The sequence below is a fragment of the Chitinasiproducens palmae genome, assembly GCF_900095735.1.
Classification (GTDB): Bacteria; Pseudomonadota; Gammaproteobacteria; order Burkholderiales; family Burkholderiaceae; genus Chitinasiproducens; species Chitinasiproducens palmae.
The window spans coordinates 196,580-215,337 of the sequence record NZ_FNLO01000007.1; the positions used below are offsets into that span (position 1 = coordinate 196,580).

The 18,758-nt window shown below is 66.5% G+C and carries 17 protein-coding genes; 10 read left to right on the forward strand and 7 right to left on the reverse strand.

Annotated elements, in window-relative coordinates:
- The first annotated feature begins 317 nt into the window (after positions 1-317).
- Positions 318-992 (forward strand): MlaC/ttg2D family ABC transporter substrate-binding protein, encoded by a 675-nt coding sequence (locus BLU54_RS13270; protein ID WP_235837948.1) that lies wholly within the window; start codon positions 318-320, stop codon positions 990-992.
- Between the two features lie 413 nt (positions 993-1,405).
- Here the strand turns inward: BLU54_RS13270 and BLU54_RS13275 are convergent, their stop codons facing one another.
- Entirely contained in the window at positions 1,406-2,377 is a 972-nt protein-coding gene (locus tag BLU54_RS13275; RefSeq protein WP_091909064.1) for an NAD(P)-dependent oxidoreductase, read from the reverse strand.
- A 542-nt stretch (positions 2,378-2,919) separates the two neighbouring features.
- On the opposite strand from BLU54_RS13275, the gene iscR reads away from it, so the two are divergent.
- The 8 genes from iscR to iscX all read left to right on the forward strand — a co-directional run bounded on the left by iscR (position 2,920) and on the right by iscX (position 8,934).
- A complete protein-coding gene (iscR, locus tag BLU54_RS13280; protein ID WP_091909067.1) occupies positions 2,920-3,468 on the forward strand; it encodes a Fe-S cluster assembly transcriptional regulator IscR in 549 nt (182 codons plus the stop codon).
- 31 nt (positions 3,469-3,499) lie between these two features.
- A complete protein-coding gene (locus BLU54_RS13285; RefSeq protein WP_091909069.1) occupies positions 3,500-4,723 on the forward strand; it encodes an IscS subfamily cysteine desulfurase in 1,224 nt (407 codons plus the stop codon).
- Positions 4,724-4,740: 17 nt separating this feature from the next.
- On the forward strand, positions 4,741-5,163 hold the full coding sequence (iscU, locus tag BLU54_RS13290; RefSeq protein WP_091909072.1) for a Fe-S cluster assembly scaffold IscU: 423 nt from the start codon (positions 4,741-4,743) through the stop codon (positions 5,161-5,163).
- A gap of 52 nt (positions 5,164-5,215) precedes the next feature.
- Positions 5,216-5,539, forward strand: a complete 324-nt coding sequence (iscA, locus tag BLU54_RS13295; RefSeq protein ID WP_091909075.1) for an iron-sulfur cluster assembly protein IscA — start codon at positions 5,216-5,218, stop codon at positions 5,537-5,539.
- A gap of 6 nt (positions 5,540-5,545) precedes the next feature.
- On the forward strand, positions 5,546-6,118 hold the full coding sequence (hscB, locus tag BLU54_RS13300) for a Fe-S protein assembly co-chaperone HscB (RefSeq protein ID WP_091909079.1): 573 nt from the start codon (positions 5,546-5,548) through the stop codon (positions 6,116-6,118).
- 327 nt (positions 6,119-6,445) lie between these two features.
- The gene (gene hscA / locus BLU54_RS13305; protein WP_091909081.1) at positions 6,446-8,302 is read left to right on the forward strand and encodes a Fe-S protein assembly chaperone HscA; all 1,857 of its coding nucleotides are present in this window, start codon (positions 6,446-6,448) and stop codon (positions 8,300-8,302) included.
- A gap of 25 nt (positions 8,303-8,327) precedes the next feature.
- Positions 8,328-8,666 (forward strand): ISC system 2Fe-2S type ferredoxin, encoded by a 339-nt coding sequence (gene fdx, locus BLU54_RS13310; RefSeq protein WP_091909084.1) that lies wholly within the window; start codon positions 8,328-8,330, stop codon positions 8,664-8,666.
- A 70-nt stretch (positions 8,667-8,736) separates the two neighbouring features.
- Positions 8,737-8,934 carry a Fe-S cluster assembly protein IscX gene (gene iscX, locus BLU54_RS13315; protein WP_091909086.1) on the forward strand — a complete coding sequence of 66 codons (198 nt, stop codon included), beginning with the start codon at positions 8,737-8,739 and terminating at the stop codon, positions 8,932-8,934.
- A gap of 707 nt (positions 8,935-9,641) precedes the next feature.
- Here iscX and BLU54_RS13320 read toward each other — a convergent pair.
- Positions 9,642-10,241: an ATP-dependent Clp protease proteolytic subunit gene (locus BLU54_RS13320; protein WP_091909089.1), complete on the reverse strand. Its 600-nt coding sequence runs from the start codon at positions 10,239-10,241 to the stop codon at positions 9,642-9,644.
- A gap of 56 nt (positions 10,242-10,297) precedes the next feature.
- Between BLU54_RS13320 and BLU54_RS13325 the strand changes: the two genes are divergently transcribed.
- The gene (locus BLU54_RS13325; protein ID WP_091909092.1) at positions 10,298-11,194 is read left to right on the forward strand and encodes an RNA polymerase sigma factor; all 897 of its coding nucleotides are present in this window, start codon (positions 10,298-10,300) and stop codon (positions 11,192-11,194) included.
- 486 nt (positions 11,195-11,680) lie between these two features.
- Here the strand turns inward: BLU54_RS13325 and BLU54_RS13330 are convergent, their stop codons facing one another.
- The 5 genes from BLU54_RS13330 to BLU54_RS13350 all read right to left on the reverse strand — a co-directional run bounded on the left by BLU54_RS13330 (position 11,681) and on the right by BLU54_RS13350 (position 18,737).
- The gene (locus BLU54_RS13330; RefSeq protein ID WP_091909094.1) at positions 11,681-12,343 is read right to left on the reverse strand and encodes a glycine zipper 2TM domain-containing protein; all 663 of its coding nucleotides are present in this window, start codon (positions 12,341-12,343) and stop codon (positions 11,681-11,683) included.
- A gap of 267 nt (positions 12,344-12,610) precedes the next feature.
- Positions 12,611-14,140: a lysine--tRNA ligase gene (gene lysS / locus BLU54_RS13335; RefSeq protein WP_091909097.1), complete on the reverse strand. Its 1,530-nt coding sequence runs from the start codon at positions 14,138-14,140 to the stop codon at positions 12,611-12,613.
- Between the two features lie 363 nt (positions 14,141-14,503).
- A protein-coding gene (prfB, locus tag BLU54_RS13340; protein ID WP_139169692.1) for a peptide chain release factor 2 occupies positions 14,504-15,608 on the reverse strand; the annotation gives its coding sequence in 2 pieces (ribosomal slippage) (positions 14,504-15,526 and positions 15,528-15,608; 1,104 coding nt in all).
- A 68-nt stretch (positions 15,609-15,676) separates the two neighbouring features.
- A complete protein-coding gene (gene recJ, locus BLU54_RS13345; protein ID WP_091909100.1) occupies positions 15,677-17,377 on the reverse strand; it encodes a single-stranded-DNA-specific exonuclease RecJ in 1,701 nt (566 codons plus the stop codon).
- 214 nt (positions 17,378-17,591) lie between these two features.
- Positions 17,592-18,737: a regulator gene (locus BLU54_RS13350; protein WP_235837950.1), complete on the reverse strand. Its 1,146-nt coding sequence runs from the start codon at positions 18,735-18,737 to the stop codon at positions 17,592-17,594.
- Between the last annotated feature and the right edge of the window lie 21 nt (positions 18,738-18,758).

Consider the following 18,758-nt stretch of genomic DNA (forward strand, 5'->3'; position numbering starts at 1 on the left):
CGGACCGGTGGTGTGGAGGGGAGGTGTGGACGGGGGGGTGTGGACCTTCAGCGGCAGCCGGCAGGCAGTAGCCCGTGGAGCGGCTGCTGGCGCGGTCGACGAAGCGCGCGGTCCGCCCCGCCGCCGCCCGCCATCACGCCGTAATGCACGGCAGGATTGCTTACAACTCGAAACGAAAGGCGGTTTCAACGGTGTTAAAGTGAGCGCCTGATCCGCCGCCCAGACCCTTGCGGCACGGGGCGCGCACTTTGTCATAGGCTCGGCCGTCAGCGGGACGGCCGGCCGACTTCGGGAGAAAGTTGCTGATGAATCGACGCATGCTGTTTAGCTTGATGTTCGCGGGTCTGGTCGCCTTCTCGACGGCACCGCAAGCCCAGACGAGCCCTGGCACGGCGGCGACGATCGACGCGAGCGCGCCGGACGTGCTGATCCGCACGATGGCGGACGACATTCTGCGCTCGGTGAAGGCCGATCCGCAGGTGAAGGCGGGCAACATCCATCGCATCACGCAGCTCGTCGACGAAAAACTGCTGCCGTATGCGGACTTCCAGCGGACCACCCGTCTTGCGTTGGGCCGCTATTGGCGGCAGGCGACGCCGGCCCAGCAGAAGGAAATCTCGAAACAGTTCGAGATGCTGCTGATTCACACCTATGCGGGCGCGACGGCGAAGGTCAGCGATCAAACCGTTGACGTCAAACCGCTGCGAGCCGCGGCCGATGCGACCGATGTCGTGGTGCGGACCGAAGTGACGAACCAGGGCCGGCCGTATGAAGTCGACTACCGTCTGGCGAAGACGCCGAACGGCTGGCGCATCTACGACGTCAATGTCCTTGGAGCATGGTTGATTGAAGCGTATCGCCAGCAGTTTGCAAGTGTCATCGCCCAGCAGGGCATTGACGGGTTGCTGAACTTCCTGACGGAACGCAATCGTCAACTGGCGACGGGCGCGATTTCGCCGGCATCGGCCGCGGCAATGCCGGCGCCGCGCTGAGCAGGCGGCACGCATCGGGCGCGTAGTCTTCTGATGACGCCCGGGGACGCGGTAACGCTGCCCCGGGCCAGTACGCTTTCATCGCTGTAGAGCGGCCGACGGCACTCCAGCGCGCCCGCCGGCTACCGCTTGTTCGCCACGCGCTCGCCCGGTGGCTGCACATGCGTGTGCAAGGCCACCGTGTGGCAGGGGCGTCGGCCCGCATCGCAAGTCGTTCATGTCGAACCGCAGCGTTGATGACCTGTGTTGATTACCTGAATCGCTCACGTGTTGTGAACGCTCGCGTCGCGCGCAGCGGCCGGTCCGCTTTGCGGCGCGCGACCGTTGCCGGACGTCATGTTCCGACGAGTGCGCCGAGCCCTCGCCGGCCTCATCGCAGGGCAGGGTCTTGTAAGGCCGTCAAAAGGCGGAGGTCATGCCTCGGTATCGCCTGCGGAACTGTCCATACCCGCCTGTAGGCGCGCGTCCGGGCCCGCGTCCAGACCCGCGTCGAGGGCCGGCAGACGGGCCACGGCAGACCAGTCGAGGTTGTCCCAGCCACGTCCGCGTGCGCTGACGAAGCGGTCGCGCAGCACGTTGGCGAACGGCAAGGCGGCGCCCAGCGCATCCGCCGCCTCCAGTACCAGTCGGTTGTCTTTCTGCCCGAGCGGCAGCGCAAAGCCAGCGGGCGAAAATGCCTGTTCGACGATCAGCTTGCCGTACGTGTTCACGACTGGTGCGCCGAAGATCGAGCCGGTCAGCACCTCCAACAGCTGTTCGGGCGCAATACCGCCTTTACGGCCCAGCGCGACGGCTTCGCCGAGACTCTCGATCACGGTCGAGATCAAGAAGTTCGCGATGAGCTTGGTCAGCACCGCCTCGCCGGGCATGTCGCCTACCTTGAACACCTTCTGTCCGATTGTCGCCAGCACCGGCTCGATCTCCGCGACGGTGGCCGGCTCGCCCGCAGCGGCGACGAAAAGCTTGCCTTGTGCGGCAACATCCGGCCGACCCAGCACGGGAGCGGTCACGAAGCGGTGACCCGCATCACGGTGGGCAGCGGTGAGGCGTTCGGCCAGCGCAATGCTGATGGTGCTCATCGAAACGTGGATCTGGCCTGGCTGCATCGTCTGAACCAGGCCGCCTTCGCCGAGAGCCACCGCCTCCACTGCTGCATCGTTCGCCAGCATGGTGATCAGCACGTCCGCCCGCTGCGCGGCGTCGGCAGGGCTGTCGGCGCGAGTGGCGCCCGTGGCGACCAGCGCATCGGCGCGGCCGGGCGAACGATTCCACACCACCAGATTGTCCGGACCGTTGCTGTCAAGCAGCACCTTGGCGATTGCGCCGCCCATCGATCCGAGGCCAAGCACGGCCACGCGCCGCGCGGTGTTTTGAGAAGAGGGCATCGCGTACTCCTGCCTGTGTCGGCCCACGGCCGGACCTGTCGGGGGAATGGTTGACTCGCCGGCACGGCTGCGGCGTGCACGATGCGCGTCCGATGAACGCGAATCCGCTGCAGCGGAGCCCGAGCCTAGCCGAGCCTGAATGGAGTGGGACGAGCCTGGACCGAACGGGACCGCATTCATCAAGCGCTGGAACGAAGGCCCCCGGAGTCGACGAACTCTCGGCACACACCCGCGCTTGTGACGCCGCGCAGAGCAGAGCCGAACCGAACCGAACCGAACCGAACATCGTGCATCGCGTCGCATTGCATCGCCCGTGGCGCCGGGACGAGCTGCGCGGTCGTAGTGGCCAAGCGCATCGGTCCCCCGCGCCGCGTCGATCGGCTGTCGCTGTCGCAACCGTCGGCCGCCCGTTGTCGGCTCCGTTTGGATCGCCAGCCGGGCAGGCGTCGAGCACGCCAGCTTAACTTGACTATTTCGGTAGGACATTTATACTTGACGGAAATGGTCGAGAATTACTCCTACCCTATTTGCGAGGCTCTTTCATGAGACTCACCACGAAAGGCCGTTTCGCCGTGACGGCAATGATTGACCTGGCCTTGCGCCAGGACGGCGGTCCCGTGACGTTGGCCGGCATCAGCCAGCGGCAGCGCATTTCGCTGTCGTATCTGGAGCAGTTGTTCGGCAAATTGCGCCGGCACGAGATTGTCGACAGCGTACGGGGACCGGGCGGCGGGTACACGCTTGCGCGGCGCGCCGAAGAAGTCACGGTGGCCGACATCATCATCGCCGTCGATGAGCCGCTGGACGCGACGCAGTGCGGCGGCAAGGGCAACTGCGAGAGCGGCAAGGCCGCTGACGGCCACTGCATGACGCACGAGCTCTGGTCGACGTTGAACCGCAAGATGGTCGAGTACCTGGACTCGGTTTCGCTGAAGGATCTGGTCGATCAGCAGCGGGCCCGCGAGCCGCAGCCTTCGGTCGTGCGCGACCGCCGCGGCGAAAGCGTCACGGAAGCGGCGCCGGCCCCGGCGGCCAAGCCGGTCAACCGGCCCAAGGGACCGAATTCGATTTTCAACCTCGCGCGGCTTTGAGCGCGGGTTGCTGAATGTCCTGGAGTGAGAAATGAATAACGATATGCCCCACTTGCCGATCTACATGGACTACAGCGCGACGACGCCGATCGATCCGCGCGTCGTCGACAAAATGATTCCGTATTTGCGCGAGCAGTTCGGCAATCCCGCCTCGCGCAGCCATGCGTACGGCTGGGAAGCGGAGCGCGCGGTCGAGGAAGCACGTGAGGAAGTGGCCAAGCTGGTCAACTGCGATCCGCGCGAGATCATCTGGACGTCGGGCGCAACCGAGTCGGACAATCTCGCGATCAAGGGTGCCGCCCACTTCTATAAGGGTAAGGGCAAGCACCTGATCACGGTCAAGACGGAACATAAGGCGGTGCTCGACACGTGCCGCGAGCTTGAACGCGAAGGCTACGAGGTGACCTACCTCGACGTGCAGGAAGACGGCTTGCTGGACTTGGCCAAGCTTGAGGCCGCGATTCGTCCCGACACCACGCTCGTGTCGGTGATGATGGTCAATAACGAGATCGGGGTGATTCAGGACGTCGCCGCGATCGGTGAATTGTGCCGCTCGAAGGGCATCGTGTTTCACGTCGATGCCGCCCAGGCGACCGGCAAGGTCGTGATCGATCTCGCGACGCTGAAGGTCGACCTGATGTCGTTCTCGGCGCACAAGACGTATGGTCCGAAGGGGATCGGGGCGCTGTATGTTCGCCGCAAGCCACGCGTGCGGCTTGAAGCGCAGATGCATGGTGGCGGACACGAGCGGGGTCTACGTTCGGGCACGCTGGCCACGCACCAGATCGTCGGCATGGGCGAGGCATTCCGGCTCGCTCGCGAAGAGATGGGCACGGAAAACGAACGCGTGCGCGCGTTGCGCGACCGGCTGCTCGCTGGCCTACGCTCGATGGAAGAAATTTACGTCAACGGCGACATGGAACGCCGCGTGCCGCACAACCTCAACGTCAGCTTCAATTACGTCGAGGGCGAATCGTTGATCATGGCGGTGAAGGATGTGGCCGTGTCGTCGGGCTCGGCCTGCACCTCTGCGTCGCTGGAACCGTCGTACGTACTGCGCGCGCTTGGGCGCAACGACGAGCTGGCGCACAGCTCGATCCGTTTCACGGTTGGCCGGTTCACCACCGAACAGGACATCGACTACGTCATCAACCTGTTCGAGAACAAGATTGCAAAGCTGCGCGACCTGTCGCCGCTTTGGGAAATGCACAAGGACGGGGTCGATATCAATTCGATCCAATGGGCCGCGCACTGAACTGAAGGAGCAATATCATGGCTTACAGCGACAAAGTTCTCGACCACTATGAAAATCCGCGCAACGTGGGTTCGTTCGACAAGAACGATGCCGGCGTTGGCACCGGCATGGTTGGCGCGCCGGCTTGCGGCGACGTGATGAAGCTGCAGATTCGCGTCGGCGCGGACGGCATCATCGAGGATGCGAAGTTCAAGACCTACGGTTGCGGTTCGGCGATCGCGTCGAGCTCGCTGGTTACCGAGTGGGTGAAGGGCAAGACGCTCGACGAAGCGATGGCGATCAAGAACACGCAGATCGCGGAAGAACTCGCGCTGCCGCCGGTGAAGATTCATTGCTCGATCCTGGCCGAAGATGCGATCAAGGCAGCGGTTGCGGACTTCCAGCAAAAGCATGGCGCTGCCGCGCCGGCCGGCGACGAGGCGGCCGCGCGCGCGGCCTGATTCGTTCACGAGGCGCGTCGCGCACGCGGCGCTGCCGGTTAGCAGGTGAAGCATGGCGATTACTATGACCGACAAGGCGGCGCAACACGTCGCCAAATTTCTGACCCGCCGGGGCAAGGGCGTGGGCCTGCGTCTGGGCGTGCGGACGACCGGTTGTTCCGGACTCGCGTACAAGCTCGAGTATGTGGACGCGCTCGAACCCGAGGATCAGGTTTTCGAGAGCCACGGTGTGCGCATCGTGGTCGATCCGAAGAGCCTGGTGTACATCGACGGAACCGAACTCGACTTCGCGCGTGAAGGATTGAACGAAGGCTTCAAGTTCAACAATCCGAACGTCAAGGACGAGTGCGGTTGCGGCGAGTCGTTCCGGGTCTGATCGGCAATGACGAACGATTCGACGGGCAGTGGCGGGGTGAACGCGGCTTTACGGACTGAATCGCAGTTCGCCGATCACTTCGCGCTGTTCGATCTGCCGCAGCGTTTCGAGGTCGATACCGCTGCGCTTGAGCAGGCGTTCCATGCGATTCAGCAGCGTGTGCATCCGGACCGTTTCGCCCGCGCCGCGGATGCCGAAAAGCGTGTTGCGATGCAATGGGCCGCGCAGGCCAACGATGCCTATCGCACCTTGAAGTCGCCGCTCGAACGGGCAATCTACATGCTTCGCCTGCGGGGCATCGATGTGCGATCCGAGCAGGATACGTCGATTGCGCCGGGTTTCCTGATGCAGCAGATGGAATGGCGCGAAGCGATCGAGGATGCGAGCGCGGCGCGCAACGTGTCCGCGCTGGAAACAGTGTTGGACGAATTGCGCGAAGCGGGGCGCGTGCGCTTCGACAAGCTCGCCGCGTGGCTCGACTCGGGCGCCGACCAGCCTGCGGCTGAAACCGCACGCGAATTGCTGTTCATTGCGCGTGTCGAAAGCGAAGTCGATCGGCAGCTTTCGCGTCTCGAATGAGCCTCTGATTCGCGCATGTGAGCTGTGGCGCAGGCCGAACCGCGGGCGAAACCGCTGGCAGAGCGCCTGTCGCCGCTGAGAACTTCGCGTGCGAGCTAGCGAGCCAGCGACCATGCCGCTGCGCCATGCTCCGCATGACGCCCGGGAAGCCGCCGCGTATGATGGCGGCAACGCAGTTACCCCGCCGTGATGCTCCGTCGCCGACGCGGCAGACGCCGAGCTTCTTCTGAGGGCTGCGAAGGCGACCATGCAGACGGCCCTTCGAGCACCCAGCGCTTGCGGCTTTCCCGCTGACGACAAGAACAAGAACATCCAACCGTTTCTACGATGGCACTCCTGCAAATTTCCGAGCCGGGCATGGCGCCGGCGCCCCATCAGCGGCGCCTCGCAATCGGCATCGACCTCGGCACGACGCATTCATTGGTTGCCGCCGTGCGCAACAGCGTCGCCGACGTGCTGCCTGACGACGATGGCGAGCTGTTGCTTCCCTCCGTAGTGGCCTATCACGCCGGTCAGGCGCCACTGGTAGGCAGCCGCGCGAAGCGCGATGCCGCCGATGCGCCGCTTGACACGATCCAGTCGGTCAAGCGCCTGATGGGACGCGCCTTTGCCGACATGGCGCCGGGCCGCAGCCCATATCGATTGAAGGATGTGCCAGGCACTGTCGGGATCGAAACCGCGGCCGGTGTGAAGACCCCGGTCGAAGTGTCGGCCGACATCCTGGCGACGCTGCGCGCCCGAGCCGAAGCAACACTGGGCGACGAACTGGTCGGCGCGGTGATTACAGTGCCGGCCTACTTCGACGACGCGCAGCGGCAGGCGACGAAAGACGCGGCGCGTCTGGCCGGGCTCGACGTGCTGCGTCTGCTCAACGAGCCGACGGCCGCGGCGATTGCCTACGGCCTGGACCGTCGTGCCGCCGGCACCTTCGCCGTCTATGATTTGGGCGGCGGCACCTTCGACCTGTCGATTCTCAAATTGCGCGAGGGCGTGTTCGAAGTGCTCGCGACCGGTGGCGATACGGCGCTGGGTGGCGACGACTTCGACCGCGCGCTGGTCGCCGCGCTGGAGGCCGAGACGCCGTCCGTGGCCGCGCTCGGCGCCGGTGATCGCCAGCGTCTGCTGGCCGCGGCTCGCCGCGCGAAGGAGGCGTTGTCGTCGCAGGATACGGTTACGCTTGCCGTGACCTTCGAGAACGGACAAACATTCGAGCGAGTGATCTCGGAAAGCTGGTTCGCCGAACTCACCGCGCCGTTGGTCGAGCGCAGCCTCACACCAACACGCCGCGCGCTGCGCGACGCTGGGCTGCGCCCGAACGCACTCGACGGCGTGGTGCTGGTCGGCGGCGCCACTCGCATGGCCTGCGTCCGGCGCGCGGTCGAAGCGTTCTTCGGGCAGAAGCCGCTGTGCGACCTCGATCCGGATCAGGTGGTCGCGCTCGGCGCGGCCCGGCAGGCCGATATGCTCGCCGGCAACGCTGGCGACGACTGGCTGCTGCTGGATGTGATTCCGCTGTCGCTGGGCGTCGAGACAATGGGGGGACTGGTCGAGAAGATCGTGCCTCGCAACGCCACCATCCCGGTCGCGCGTGCGCAGGAGTTCACGACCTTCAAGGACGGGCAGACCGCAATGGCGATCCACGTCCTGCAGGGCGAACGCGAGTTGGCGGATGAATGCCGCTCGCTGGCGCGGTTCGAGCTGCGCGGCATTCCGCCGATGGCGGCCGGCGCGGCACGCATTCGCGTCACCTATCAGGTCGACGCCGACGGCATCCTGTCCGTGTCGGCGCGCGAGACCGGCTCCGGGGTCGAGGCATCGATCACCGTGAAGCCATCGTACGGCCTTGCCGACGACGACATCACGCGGATGCTGTCGGACAGCTTCACCAGCGCCGCAACCGACAAACAGGAGCGTGCGCTGCGCGAGCAGCAGGTCGAAGCGCAGCGCGTGCTGGACGCGACCGACGCCGCGCTGGCCGTGGATGCCGACTTGCTTGTCGACGGCGAGGCCGATGCGATCGCCGCCGCCGGCAGCGCGCTGCGGGCCGCCGCGGCAGGGCAGGATGCCGATGCGGTCGAAGCGGCAATCAAGACGCTGATGCAGGCGACCGACGCTTTCGCCGCGCGACGCATGGACCGCAACATCCGTCGGGCGCTCACCGGACGACGCGTCGCCGACATCTGAGCGCGCAACCAGCAGAGGAAAGAAGATGGCTCAAATCGTGGTCCTGCCGCATCCTGAACTGTGCCCGGAAGGCGCGGTCATCGATGCGCCGGCCGGACAGACCGTATGCGACGCACTGCTGCAACATGGCGTCGAGATCGAGCATGCATGCGAGAAGTCGTGTGCATGCACCACCTGCCACATCGTCGTGCGCGAGGGCTTCGAGGCACTCGAAGCCGCCGAGGACGACGAGGAAGACCTGCTCGACAAGGCATGGGGACTGGAACCGCATTCGCGGCTCTCGTGCCAGGCAGTGATTCCCGCGGATACCGATCTCGTGGTCGAGATTCCGCGATATACAATCAATCACGCGAAGGAACACTGAGCGCCCGCTGCGCTGCAAGCCGCCCATGCGTGCGGTGCCGACGCCCCGATGCCGCCAAACGGAGACTGCCATGAAATGGAACGACACCGACGAGATCGCGATTGCGCTGGTCGACGCCCACCCGGAAGTCGACCCGCAACTGGTCCGCTTCACCGACCTGCATCGCTGGATCTGTGAGCTCGAAGGTTTCGACGACGATCCAGAGCGCTCGAACGAACGGATTCTCGAATCGATCCAGGCGGCATGGATCGAGGAATCCGATTACTGAGACGCTGAGGGTTGGCAACGAAAAAGGACGCGCGAGCGTCCTTTTTTTATGCCCAAGCCTTGCTTGGATCGGGTGGCAAGACTCGTTCGCATGTGCCGGCCAGCGCTGAGCCTTGCTTGCGCGGCAAGGGTCGGCACCGCCAGGCGTCGATCGCAGGCCGATCACGGTGCCGTTGCGGGTTGTCGCGCGAGTTCCAGGCGGGAAGCGGAGCAGCGGTTGCCAGTGCGCGAGGTCACGGCCGGTGTGTTGTGGCTGCCGACCCGGTTGAGAGGCGCCGTCGCGCACTGTCAGCGAGATGGCGTTCTGGCGCGCATCGTCCGGCACGACTGCGTCCCTTCCATGGCGTTACTTCCATGGCGTTACTTTGCGCCCTTGCCACATACGATGTGCCGCGCGTCCGACGTCCGCGCTGGCCTCGCAACGGTGCCGCCAGCCGGCGAGCGGGGAGCCAGGCGAAAGTCCGATGGCTGCTCGAAAAGCCCTGTCGTTCAGTCCGTGCAGTGACACGCCGTCGTCGCTCGCCCCGGCCGCGGATCGGACGGGCTAGCGCTGGACGCGCCGATCGGTGGGGTTCGCCCCGCCGGCGCGCGTGAGGATGCCGCCAACGCGCAATGCCGCCGCGGCAGCGCGCCCGCCCAGGATTGACCGCGGGCCGGCGGCGCGGGCGGGGCGGTCGGCTGCCGCGGCGAACCGGCCAGACCAGTCGGTCAGGCCGCGGCCAACTCGTCACGCCGCAGCACGATGCGGGACGCCAGGCCATAAGCGACGGCTTCGTCGGCCGACATCCATCGGTCCCGCTCGATGTCCATGCGCACTTGCTGCAGCGCTTGCCCTGTTTCGCGTGCTATGACTTGCGCGATGCGCTCGCGCGCCTTGACGATTTCTTGCGCCTGGATCGCCATGTCGCTGGCGGGGCCGCCCGCGCCGCCGCTGGGTTGGTGAATCAGGAAGCGTGTCTGCGGTAGGCAGTAGCGACGTTCGCGCTGCGCGCCGAGATAGAGATGCGTGGCGGCGCTGCCAACCCAGCCGGTGCCGACCATATCGACCGGCGACGCGATGAAGCGCACCACGTCGTGGATCGCGTCGCCCGATTCGAGGTGTCCGCCCGGGGAGGACACGATCATCGTGATGGGCCGGTCCGATTCCGCATCCAGTGCCAGCAGCTTGCGCACGACCTCGGAGGCCAGCGTGTCGGTGATGGTGCCGAACACCAGCACCATGCGCGATCGGAATGCCTTTTCTTCCAGGAATGCGCTGTCCTGCCCGCCGTTGGGGCGGGGCGGGGCGTTCGTCTCGTCATTGAACATGGGGAATCACTCCTCTGTGTTAAGTTCATCCGATAGACGAACAACGGGGCGCGAACGTGACATTGCCTGTTCATTCAGATTCCTGGACCGACGACGAAGCACTGCGCCGGCGCTTGATAGGCCTGGCGCGGCAATGGTTGAGCGACGGCGAAGACGCCGAGGACTTTGTCCACGACACCTGGCTCAGGCTGGCGGACAGCACCACGCCGTCGTGGCTCGTAAGCCGCGACGCGTGGCTGCTTACGGTGCTGCGCAATCTGTGCGTCGATGCATGGCGTCGCCGCCGTCGTTACGACGGCATTCTCGATCGCTTCACCAAGTCGGGTGTGCCGCCGATCGCGACGGTCAGGGCTTCCGATCCCGTCGAGCTACTGGCGCAAGCCGAGCGCGTCGAACACGCGCTGCTGCACGTGGTGCGGACCGTCTCAGCCGGCGACGCAGCGACGGTGCTGTTGTATGAAGTCTTCGGTTTCAGCCATGCGGAACTGGCCGTGCTGACCGGACGCAGCGAAGCGGCGTCGCGTCAGCAATTGCTGCGCGTGCTGCAGCGCCTGCGTCGGACGGTGCCCACCGGACCGACTGCGGCGAACGACGCGGATGCCGGGGCCGATGACGATACCGCGCGGCTGTTCGCACTGTGTCAGTTCGCGCTGGTGCAGCGCGATCCGGCGGGGTTGGTCGCGGTGCTGCGAGCGGCGCGGCCGCAAGCGATGGCATCGTCCGTCCAGGGTGCGCAACAGCTGCGCGTCGGGGCGGGGAAGCGTGCGTCGATGCAGCTGCTCCAGATTGGCAATCTGCTAACCGTGATAAGCCAGGCGGCGGGCGGACCGCTTGCCTGTTTGCCGCTTGGTGAAACGGGCTGCAATACAGGCTCTAGGACAGGCGGCGAAAGCTCGGAGGAATGGCAGGAAGAGGCGCGGGTGCGAGCGTGCGGCGACGCGGTGTGCGTCTGACACCGGGGCGCTGGGTAGTCGACGTCGACCGCTGGTAGGAGGCGGGCAGCGAGGGCGCCAACCGATGCCGCGCACGAGAGGGGACCGTTTAATGGCCAGTGCGTAGTCGGTAGTGCCACAGTGCGGCAATCTCTTTTCACGGCGAACGAAAGTCAGTGCGGACGGCACCGCGCCGATCCAGTCGGCATGGCCCATCGGCTCGCGTCACTGGCTGATTGCGTCTGGATGACCTGGTACTGGTTCGGCGCGGGCGTCGCTATTGTCCGCGTGCGCCCGCTTAGCCTGCCCAATGCCGCCCGACTCCAGCCGCGGGCGCGCCGACGAATGCTGACGAATGCCGACGAATTTCGTCAAATTCCGACGACTCATTCGATGCGCCTGTCGCAAACCCGGCGGCATTGGTCATCTTTCACGATGCCATGCCTGTCCCATTGCGCGGGCAGGGCGGCGGCCGGATTTCGCGCCGCCTGGCCAAGGGTTGTCAGCTCAAGCCGACTGCAGGCTGCCGTTCACGACGCGAACCGGTTGGCCCTGAGAGAACGGCGGGCTGTTCTTGTAGGTGAACGAGCGATACGCACCGTTCTGCATGCGGACGGTGACCTGGTAGTCGGTCTCCTTGCGCACGTGCTTCTCGACCGTGTTGCCGGCGAGACCACCGCCGAGCGCACCCAGCAGGGTCGCTGCGGTACGGCCGTTGCCACGTCCGAACTGGTTGCCGATCAGACCGCCAGCGACTGCGCCGCCCACTGCGCCGACACCGCTGGTCTTCGCCGGGCGCGTCACCGTGCGAATCGAGGTCACACGGCCGCAACTGCTGCATACAGGCGCCGGCGGCGGCGCTTCGGCAACCCGCTGCGGCGCCGCGACTTGATGCGGGCGGGGTTGTTCGACAACCGGCGCGCGGGGCGCGACAGTCGGCGCTACAGTAGGCGCAACGGTGGCAGCCGGTGCGGTTTGAGCCGGAACGGTTGTCGTCGGGGCCGCGGCCAGCGGCTGAGCGGCGGGCGGCTGCGCCGTACCCCCGGCATGCGGCAAGATGCCGGTGATCGCCGCGATACCGATGCCGCTTGCCACGATAACCGCACCCGCGGCGGTAGCGATGAGCGGGTGAAGCTTGTTGCGTTGTTGGGTGTGCAGTGTGTCGGCCATTGTTGTTCTCCGCGCTGAACGCTTGCCTTTATTCTGGAATATCGGAGAACCCGCTGCCGTTTCCAGATGTGAGCAATTGTTGCGACCGGCGGAGCGAACCGTCTCCGATCGCTACCGCACACAGAGCATGATTCATGCCGCGCACTACGTACCACGCCCGGTGCACTGCGTGACAGCCAACCGAGCGAACCGAGCGAACCGAGCGAACCGAGCGAACCGAGCGAACCGAGCGAACCGGTCCCGATGCTCGCCGACCGGCCGGGCGGGTCAGTCCTCCCGGCGCAGGTGCGGGAACAGCAGCACGTCGCGGATCGCAGGGCTGTCCGTCAGCAGCATGATCAGGCGATCGATGCCGATGCCACAGCCGCCGGTCGGCGGCATGCCGTATTCCAGCGCGCGGATGTAGTCGGCGTCGTAGTACATCGCCTCGGCATCGCCCGCATCCTTCTGTTCGACCTGCTTGCGGAAACGGGCCGCCTGGTCTTCCGGGTCGTTCAGCTCCGAGAAGCCGTTCGCGATCTCGCGGCCGGTAATGAACAATTCGAAGCGTTCGGTGATCGACGCGTCTCCGTCCGACGCGCGGGCCAGTGGCGACACCTCGGCCGGATAGTCGATGATGAACGTCGGTTCCCACAATTGCGCCTCGGCCGTCTCCTCGAACAGCGCAAGCTGCAGCGCGCCCAGGCCGGCGCCGGCCAACGGCGCTTGATCGGTAGCGACGCGGTAGGTCTGCTTCAGTTCCTGACGCAGGAACGCTGCATCCTGCAGCTGCGACTCGCTGTACTGCGGCGCGTGGCGGCGGATCGCTGCAACGATCGTCAGCCGCGCGAACGGCTGCGACAGGTCGAGTTCCCGCCCGCCGTAGCTGAGCGTGGCAGTGCCGCGCGCGTCCGTGGCCACCTTGCGGATCAGCGATTCGGTGAAGTCCATCAGCCAGCGATAGTCGGTGTATGCGGCGTAGAACTCCATCATCGTGAATTCCGGGTTGTGACGCGGCGACACGCCCTCATTCCGGAAATTGCGATTGATTTCGAACACGCGATCGAAGCCGCCGACGATCAGGCGCTTCAGGTACAGCTCCGGCGCGATGCGCAGGTACATCTCCGCATCGAGCGCGTTATGGTGCGTGACGAACGGACGTGCGGACGCGCCGCCAGGAATCGGATGGAGCATCGGCGTCTCGACTTCCAGGAAGCCGGCGTCCGCCATGTGGCGACGCACGGCCGCGATTGCGCGGGTGCGAGCCAGGAAGGTGTCGCGCGACTCGCCGTTGACGATCAGGTCGACGTAGCGCTGACGGTAGCGCGTTTCCTGATCGGCGAGCCCGTGGAACTTGTCGGGCAGCGGGCGCAGCGACTTTGCCAGCAGCCGCAGGCCCGTGCAGCGCACCGACAGCTCGCCCTTGTTGGTGCGAAACAGCACGCCGGTTGCCGCCACGATGTCGCCCAGATCCCACTTCTTGAAGGCGTCGTAGGCTTCGGCGCCGACATCGGCGGGCGTCACGAACAGCTGGATCTGGCTGCCGTCGTCCTGGATCGTCGCGAAGCTGGCCTTGCCCATGATGCGCTTGAGCATCATGCGGCCGGCGACGGCGACGGGCATTGCGAGTGCCTCCAACGCGTCCTTGTCGCTCTGCTCATGCGCCTCGCGCAGCGCCGCGACACGGTGCGTGCGTTCGAAGTCGTTCGGATAGGCGACGCCGGCGCTGCGCAGCGCCTGCAGTTTCTCGCGGCGCTCCGCGATGATTGCGTTATCGTCGGTTTCAGGCGCCGTCTGCGCGGACGTGGCTTCGGTCATGATCGGAAAAGGTGAGCCCGGAGGGCAGTGAAGCGGTCGAAAAGAACGGGGGCGGTCAAGGGCGATTAAGGGCGGTCAAGGGCGGTCAGGGGCGGTCGGACGCATATCGCGCCCTGCGGCCGGGACCGCAAAAGCAGCGGCAAAGCCAGCGACAGGAACAGCAGCGAAGGCAGCGCAACGCCGGCGGTTACGACAGCGGCAACAACGCGCGCGGCCATGCCGCCCGACCTTGCGGCCGCTCGGCAGCTCGAAGCGGCCCTCGACGCCGTTGCCGTTGCCGCTGCGACTGCGGTCGCGCATTGCCTGCGCGCCGTGGCGGCTGCAGGCCGACGCAGCCGTCGGTCATGCAGCCGCCACGGTGTGTCACACGCCTTGTTTCAGGCTCGCGGCGATGAAGTCGTCCAGGTCGCCGTCGAGCACTGCGCGGGTGTTGCTGGCTTCGAAGCTGGTCCGTAGATCCTTGATCCGGCTCTGGTCGAGCACGTAGGAACGGATCTGGTGGCCCCAGCCTACATCGGTCTTGCTTGATTCCAGCTTGTCCTGCTCGGCCTGCCGGCGTCGCAGTTCAGCTTCGAACAGGCGTGACTTGAGCATCGCCATCGCCTCTGCGCGGTTGCGGTGCTGCGATCGGTCGTTCTGGCACTGCACGACGATGCCCGATGGCATGTGCGTGATCCGCACGGCCGAGTCGGTCTTGTTGATGTGCTGACCGCCAGCGCCCGACGCCCGGTAAGTGTCGATCCGCAGGTCGGCCGGGTTGATGTCGACCTCGATCGAATCGTCGACCTCGGGGTAGACGAACACTGACGAGAACGACGTATGCCGGCCGCCCGACGAGTCGAACGGCGACTTGCGCACCAGCCGGTGGATGCCGGTCTCGGTGCGCAGGAAGCCGTACGCGTACTCGCCCTCGACCTTGATCGATGCGTTCTTGATGCCGGCGACGTCACCCTCGGTCTCTTCGAGCACCTCGGTCTTGAAGCCCTTGCGTTCGCAATAGCGCAGGTACTGGCGCAACAGCATCGCGGCCCAATCGCAAGCCTCGGTGCCGCCGGCGCCGGCCTGGATGTCGATGAACGCATTGTTCGGGTCGACCGGGTTGCTGAACATCCGGCGGAACTCGACCTTGGCGACGCGCTCTTCCAGCGCCGCCGCATCGGTCTCGCAGGCGACCAGCGTATCCTCGTCGCCTTCCTCGCGCGCGAGGTCGAACAGTTCGGACGTGTCACGGAGGCCGTCGTCGATCTCGCCGAGCGTGAGCACCACGTCTTCGAGCGATTTCTTTTCGCGTCCAAGCGCCTGGGCGGCTTTCGCATCGTCCCAGACCGACGGATTTTCCAGCGCCAGATTGACTTCCTTCAGACGACTCGACTTGTCGTCGTAGTCAAAGATACCCCCGTAGCTCGACCGTGCGCTGGGCAAGGTCGGCGAGGCGGGCTGCGATCGCATTGACGCGTTCGGCTTCCATGAGGGGGGTCCCCTTAGTGTGCTTGACGAAACCCGAAATTATAGCGGAACGGCGCGCCCGGACCCACTTCAATCGGCGCAGGGCTGCGCATGTTCGACAATCAACTGCACGCGTTCACGCCCGTTGTAGCTGTCGCGTGCCAGGCGATAGGCGATTTCGCAGCGTTCGGGAAGGAACTCGACACGGTTGAACCAGATTGCGTCGAGCCGCTGCGCCCCGACGCCGACCGTCAACTTCAGGTGCCGATCCTTCACCAGGCGCTGCGCATGCACGTCGAAGGGCTGCGAGAACACCGGTGGCGGAAAGCCCTGGCCCCAGATGCCGTCGTCGAGCAGCGTCGCGAAGCCGACCGCGAAGCAATCGTCGTCCAACGGTCCGTCGGTCTCGACGACGCGCGTCAACGCGCGCTCGTCGAGCCATTCCCGACCCACCGTCTCGAAGGCGTCGACGAAGCGCGGCAACTCAGAGCGGCGCAGTGTCATGCCGGCCGCCATCGCATGGCCGCCGAACTTGGCCAGCAGATCGGGGTGACGTTTCGATACCAAGTCCAGTGCGTCGCGCAGGTGGAAGCCGGCAATCGAGCGGCCCGAACCCTTGATCCAGTCGCCATCGCCGTCGCCGGGCGCAAATGTGATGGTCGGGCGATGGAAGCGTTCCTTCAGCCGCGACGCGACGATGCCGATCACGCCCTGGTGCCAGCTGTCGTTGAACATCGCGATGGTGGTCTGGCCCGGCGCGAGCTCGCCCAGTCCGGCCAAGGCCTCGACCTGCATGCCTGCTTCGATCGAACGGCGCTCGCGGTTCATGCCGTCCAGTTCGCTGGCGATCTCCAACGCGCGCGCGTAGTCGTCGCTGAGCAGGCACTCGATGCCCAGCGACATGTCCGCCAGGCGGCCGGCCGCGTTCAACCTCGGCCCGAGTGCGAAACCGAGGTCGAACGCGCTGGCGCGGCGCGCATCGCGCCCCGCCACGTTGAACAGGGCGGCGACGCCAGGATGCATCCGGCCGCGCCGCATCCGTTGCAAGCCCTGCGCGACCAGCACGCGGTTGTTGCCGTCCAGCCGCACGACGTCCGCCACCGTGCCGAGTGCGACCAGATCCAGCAGTTCCACCAGGCGCGGCTGCGCGGCCGGGTCGAGCGCGCCCCGTTCGCGTAGACAGGCCCGCAGCGCAAGCAGTACGTAGAACATCACGCCGACCCCGGCGAGATGCTTGCTGGCGAAGTCGCAGCCCGGCTGGTTCGGGTTGACGATGGCCCGGGCCGCCGGCAGCGTCGCGCCAGGCAGATGGTGATCGGTGACCACGACGTCGATGCCGGCGGCCCGCGCGGCCGCTACGCCGTCGACGCTGGCGATGCCGTTGTCCACCGTGACCAGCAGGTCCGGATGGCGCGTGGCGGCCAGCGCGACGATTTCGGGCGTGAGGCCGTAGCCGTACTCGAAGCGGTTCGGGACGAGGTAGTCGACGTTGGCGCCGAACATGCGCAGGCCACGCACGGCCACCGCGCAGGCCGTGGCGCCGTCGCAATCGTAGTCCGCCACGACCAGCAGCCGCTTGCCGGCGGCGATCGCATCGGCCAGCACGCCGGCTGCCGCTTCGATGCCGCGCAGGCCCGACGGGTGGAGCAGCCGCGGCAGTGAAACGTCGATCTCGTCCGGATGCCGCACGCCACGTGACGCATAGAGCCGCGCAAGCACCGGGTGCAGGCCGCTCTCGCTCAGGCTGCGCAGGGTGTCATCGGCGAACGGACGAACAAAGAGTTGTGTCATGCGTGATCGATTCGGGCCCGGACGCCGCTGCTGCTGCGGCGTCGGCGCGGGCGTTGCAGTGGGGGTAGGAGCAGGCGTGGCGTCGCGATGGGTATGGGTGCGTCGGGTGCGTGGGCGGCAAGGAGCGCATCAAGCGTATCAAGGCCGCCGTGTTCGGTGCCGATGTCCACGACCGCACTGTCACGCCATCGCGCGGCCCGCGGCCGGGGGGCGCTCACGAGGGCAGCGTGCGTGCGCGCGAATCGTTGCCGACTGCCAACGCCAATGGGCGCCGGCGCCAGAAGCGTCGCAGATCGCCTCGGCCAACCCGCACGGTTCGCGACTCGACGTCGCCGGTGAGGATCAACGTGACTTCCGGCAGTGTGCCATCGGCGAGCGCCGCCAGGATCGGGGCAAACCATTCCCGCTCCGCCGCCTTCATCGCCTCGCGCCAGCCATGCGCATCCTCGGCCAGGGTCGCGGCCAGCGGCGCATCGTACTCGATCAGCCAGGGCGCGCCGTCGGTACTGGCAGGCACTGCGTCTGCCTGCGCCAGCAGCGACGTATAGTCGCGTGGCGGATCGGCGGCGTCGGCGCCGGAAGCCAGCGCCAGCCCGCGCGTTGCCGGCGCTGCGGCATACACGCGTGCGTAGCGGCGGCTGGGTTGGCTGTACCGGCCATAGCCGTGCAGCCAGACCGAGTTGATCGGCGGGGCGCGGCGGTCGTTGACCGGATGGTCGTGCCAGACCATCTGGATTTCGTTCTGCAGCGCCAGCCAGCGCCGCGCCGTCTTGCGGGCCTCGTCGGCGGCGGATGCATCGCCGGCCGGCGCGGCCGGCTGCGGCAGCCACAGGTCGACGCTGCGGCCGCTTGCCTTCGCTGGCGACGCGGCAGCGAACGGGCCGGGCGCCGCCGCGCCGACACCTTGCGTCCGCGCGGCGGCGTACCAGCGCCACGGCGTCGGCGCCAGCAGCCGCAGGCCTCGCTCGGTGAACGAGGCGTCGGCGGCCTCGCGCAGTGCGTCCGCCTCGGGCGCGCCCAGGGCGATTGCATGCGGGCCGTGCAGGCGCAGGTGGTCGCGCGTCACTTCGACATGCACCGGCTCCACGCAGAGCCAGGCTTCGCCGAGCGCCGGCTCGCCGCCGTCCCCGAGCAGCATGAAGGGCGCCAGGGGCGCCGCCTCGGCGCCGTCCAGCCCATGGCGCTCGGCCAGCCAGCGTTCGTGCCCCGTGGCGCGCTGGAAGTCCTCACCGCGTACCACGTCGATGCGCGGCGCGCGCGCGAACAGGCGCGCAAGCGCGGGGAGGTCGAGGCCCTGCCAAAGGGACGGGTCGTCCGGCAGCGACGCGGGCAGCAACAGGTGAAGCGGCGGTAGGCGCATGATGTCGGGCATTGTATGGCA

What these genes read in the sequence shown, in the direction of transcription:
- hscB (WP_091909079.1), top strand. Translation starts at nt 5,546, where the DNA reads ATGACGAACGATTCGACGGGCAGTGGCGGGGTGAACGCGGCTTTACGG.
- iscU (WP_091909072.1), top strand. Translation starts at nt 4,741, where the DNA reads ATGGCTTACAGCGACAAAGTTCTCGACCACTATGAAAATCCGCGCAAC.
- BLU54_RS13275 (WP_091909064.1), bottom strand. Translation starts at nt 2,377, where the DNA reads ATGCCCTCTTCTCAAAACACCGCGCGGCGCGTGGCCGTGCTTGGCCTC.
- BLU54_RS13350 (WP_235837950.1), bottom strand. Translation starts at nt 18,737, where the DNA reads ATGCGCCTACCGCCGCTTCACCTGTTGCTGCCCGCGTCGCTGCCGGAC.
- lysS (WP_091909097.1), bottom strand. Translation starts at nt 14,140, where the DNA reads ATGACCGAAGCCACGTCCGCGCAGACGGCGCCTGAAACCGACGATAAC.
- iscR (WP_091909067.1), top strand. Translation starts at nt 2,920, where the DNA reads ATGAGACTCACCACGAAAGGCCGTTTCGCCGTGACGGCAATGATTGAC.
- BLU54_RS13330 (WP_091909094.1), bottom strand. Translation starts at nt 12,343, where the DNA reads ATGGCCGACACACTGCACACCCAACAACGCAACAAGCTTCACCCGCTC.
- iscX (WP_091909086.1), top strand. Translation starts at nt 8,737, where the DNA reads ATGAAATGGAACGACACCGACGAGATCGCGATTGCGCTGGTCGACGCC.
- recJ (WP_091909100.1), bottom strand. Translation starts at nt 17,377, where the DNA reads ATGACACAACTCTTTGTTCGTCCGTTCGCCGATGACACCCTGCGCAGC.
- BLU54_RS13320 (WP_091909089.1), bottom strand. Translation starts at nt 10,241, where the DNA reads ATGTTCAATGACGAGACGAACGCCCCGCCCCGCCCCAACGGCGGGCAG.
- BLU54_RS13285 (WP_091909069.1), top strand. Translation starts at nt 3,500, where the DNA reads ATGAATAACGATATGCCCCACTTGCCGATCTACATGGACTACAGCGCG.
- fdx (WP_091909084.1), top strand. Translation starts at nt 8,328, where the DNA reads ATGGCTCAAATCGTGGTCCTGCCGCATCCTGAACTGTGCCCGGAAGGC.
- hscA (WP_091909081.1), top strand. Translation starts at nt 6,446, where the DNA reads ATGGCACTCCTGCAAATTTCCGAGCCGGGCATGGCGCCGGCGCCCCAT.
- iscA (WP_091909075.1), top strand. Translation starts at nt 5,216, where the DNA reads ATGGCGATTACTATGACCGACAAGGCGGCGCAACACGTCGCCAAATTT.
- BLU54_RS13270 (WP_235837948.1), top strand. Translation starts at nt 318, where the DNA reads ATGCTGTTTAGCTTGATGTTCGCGGGTCTGGTCGCCTTCTCGACGGCA.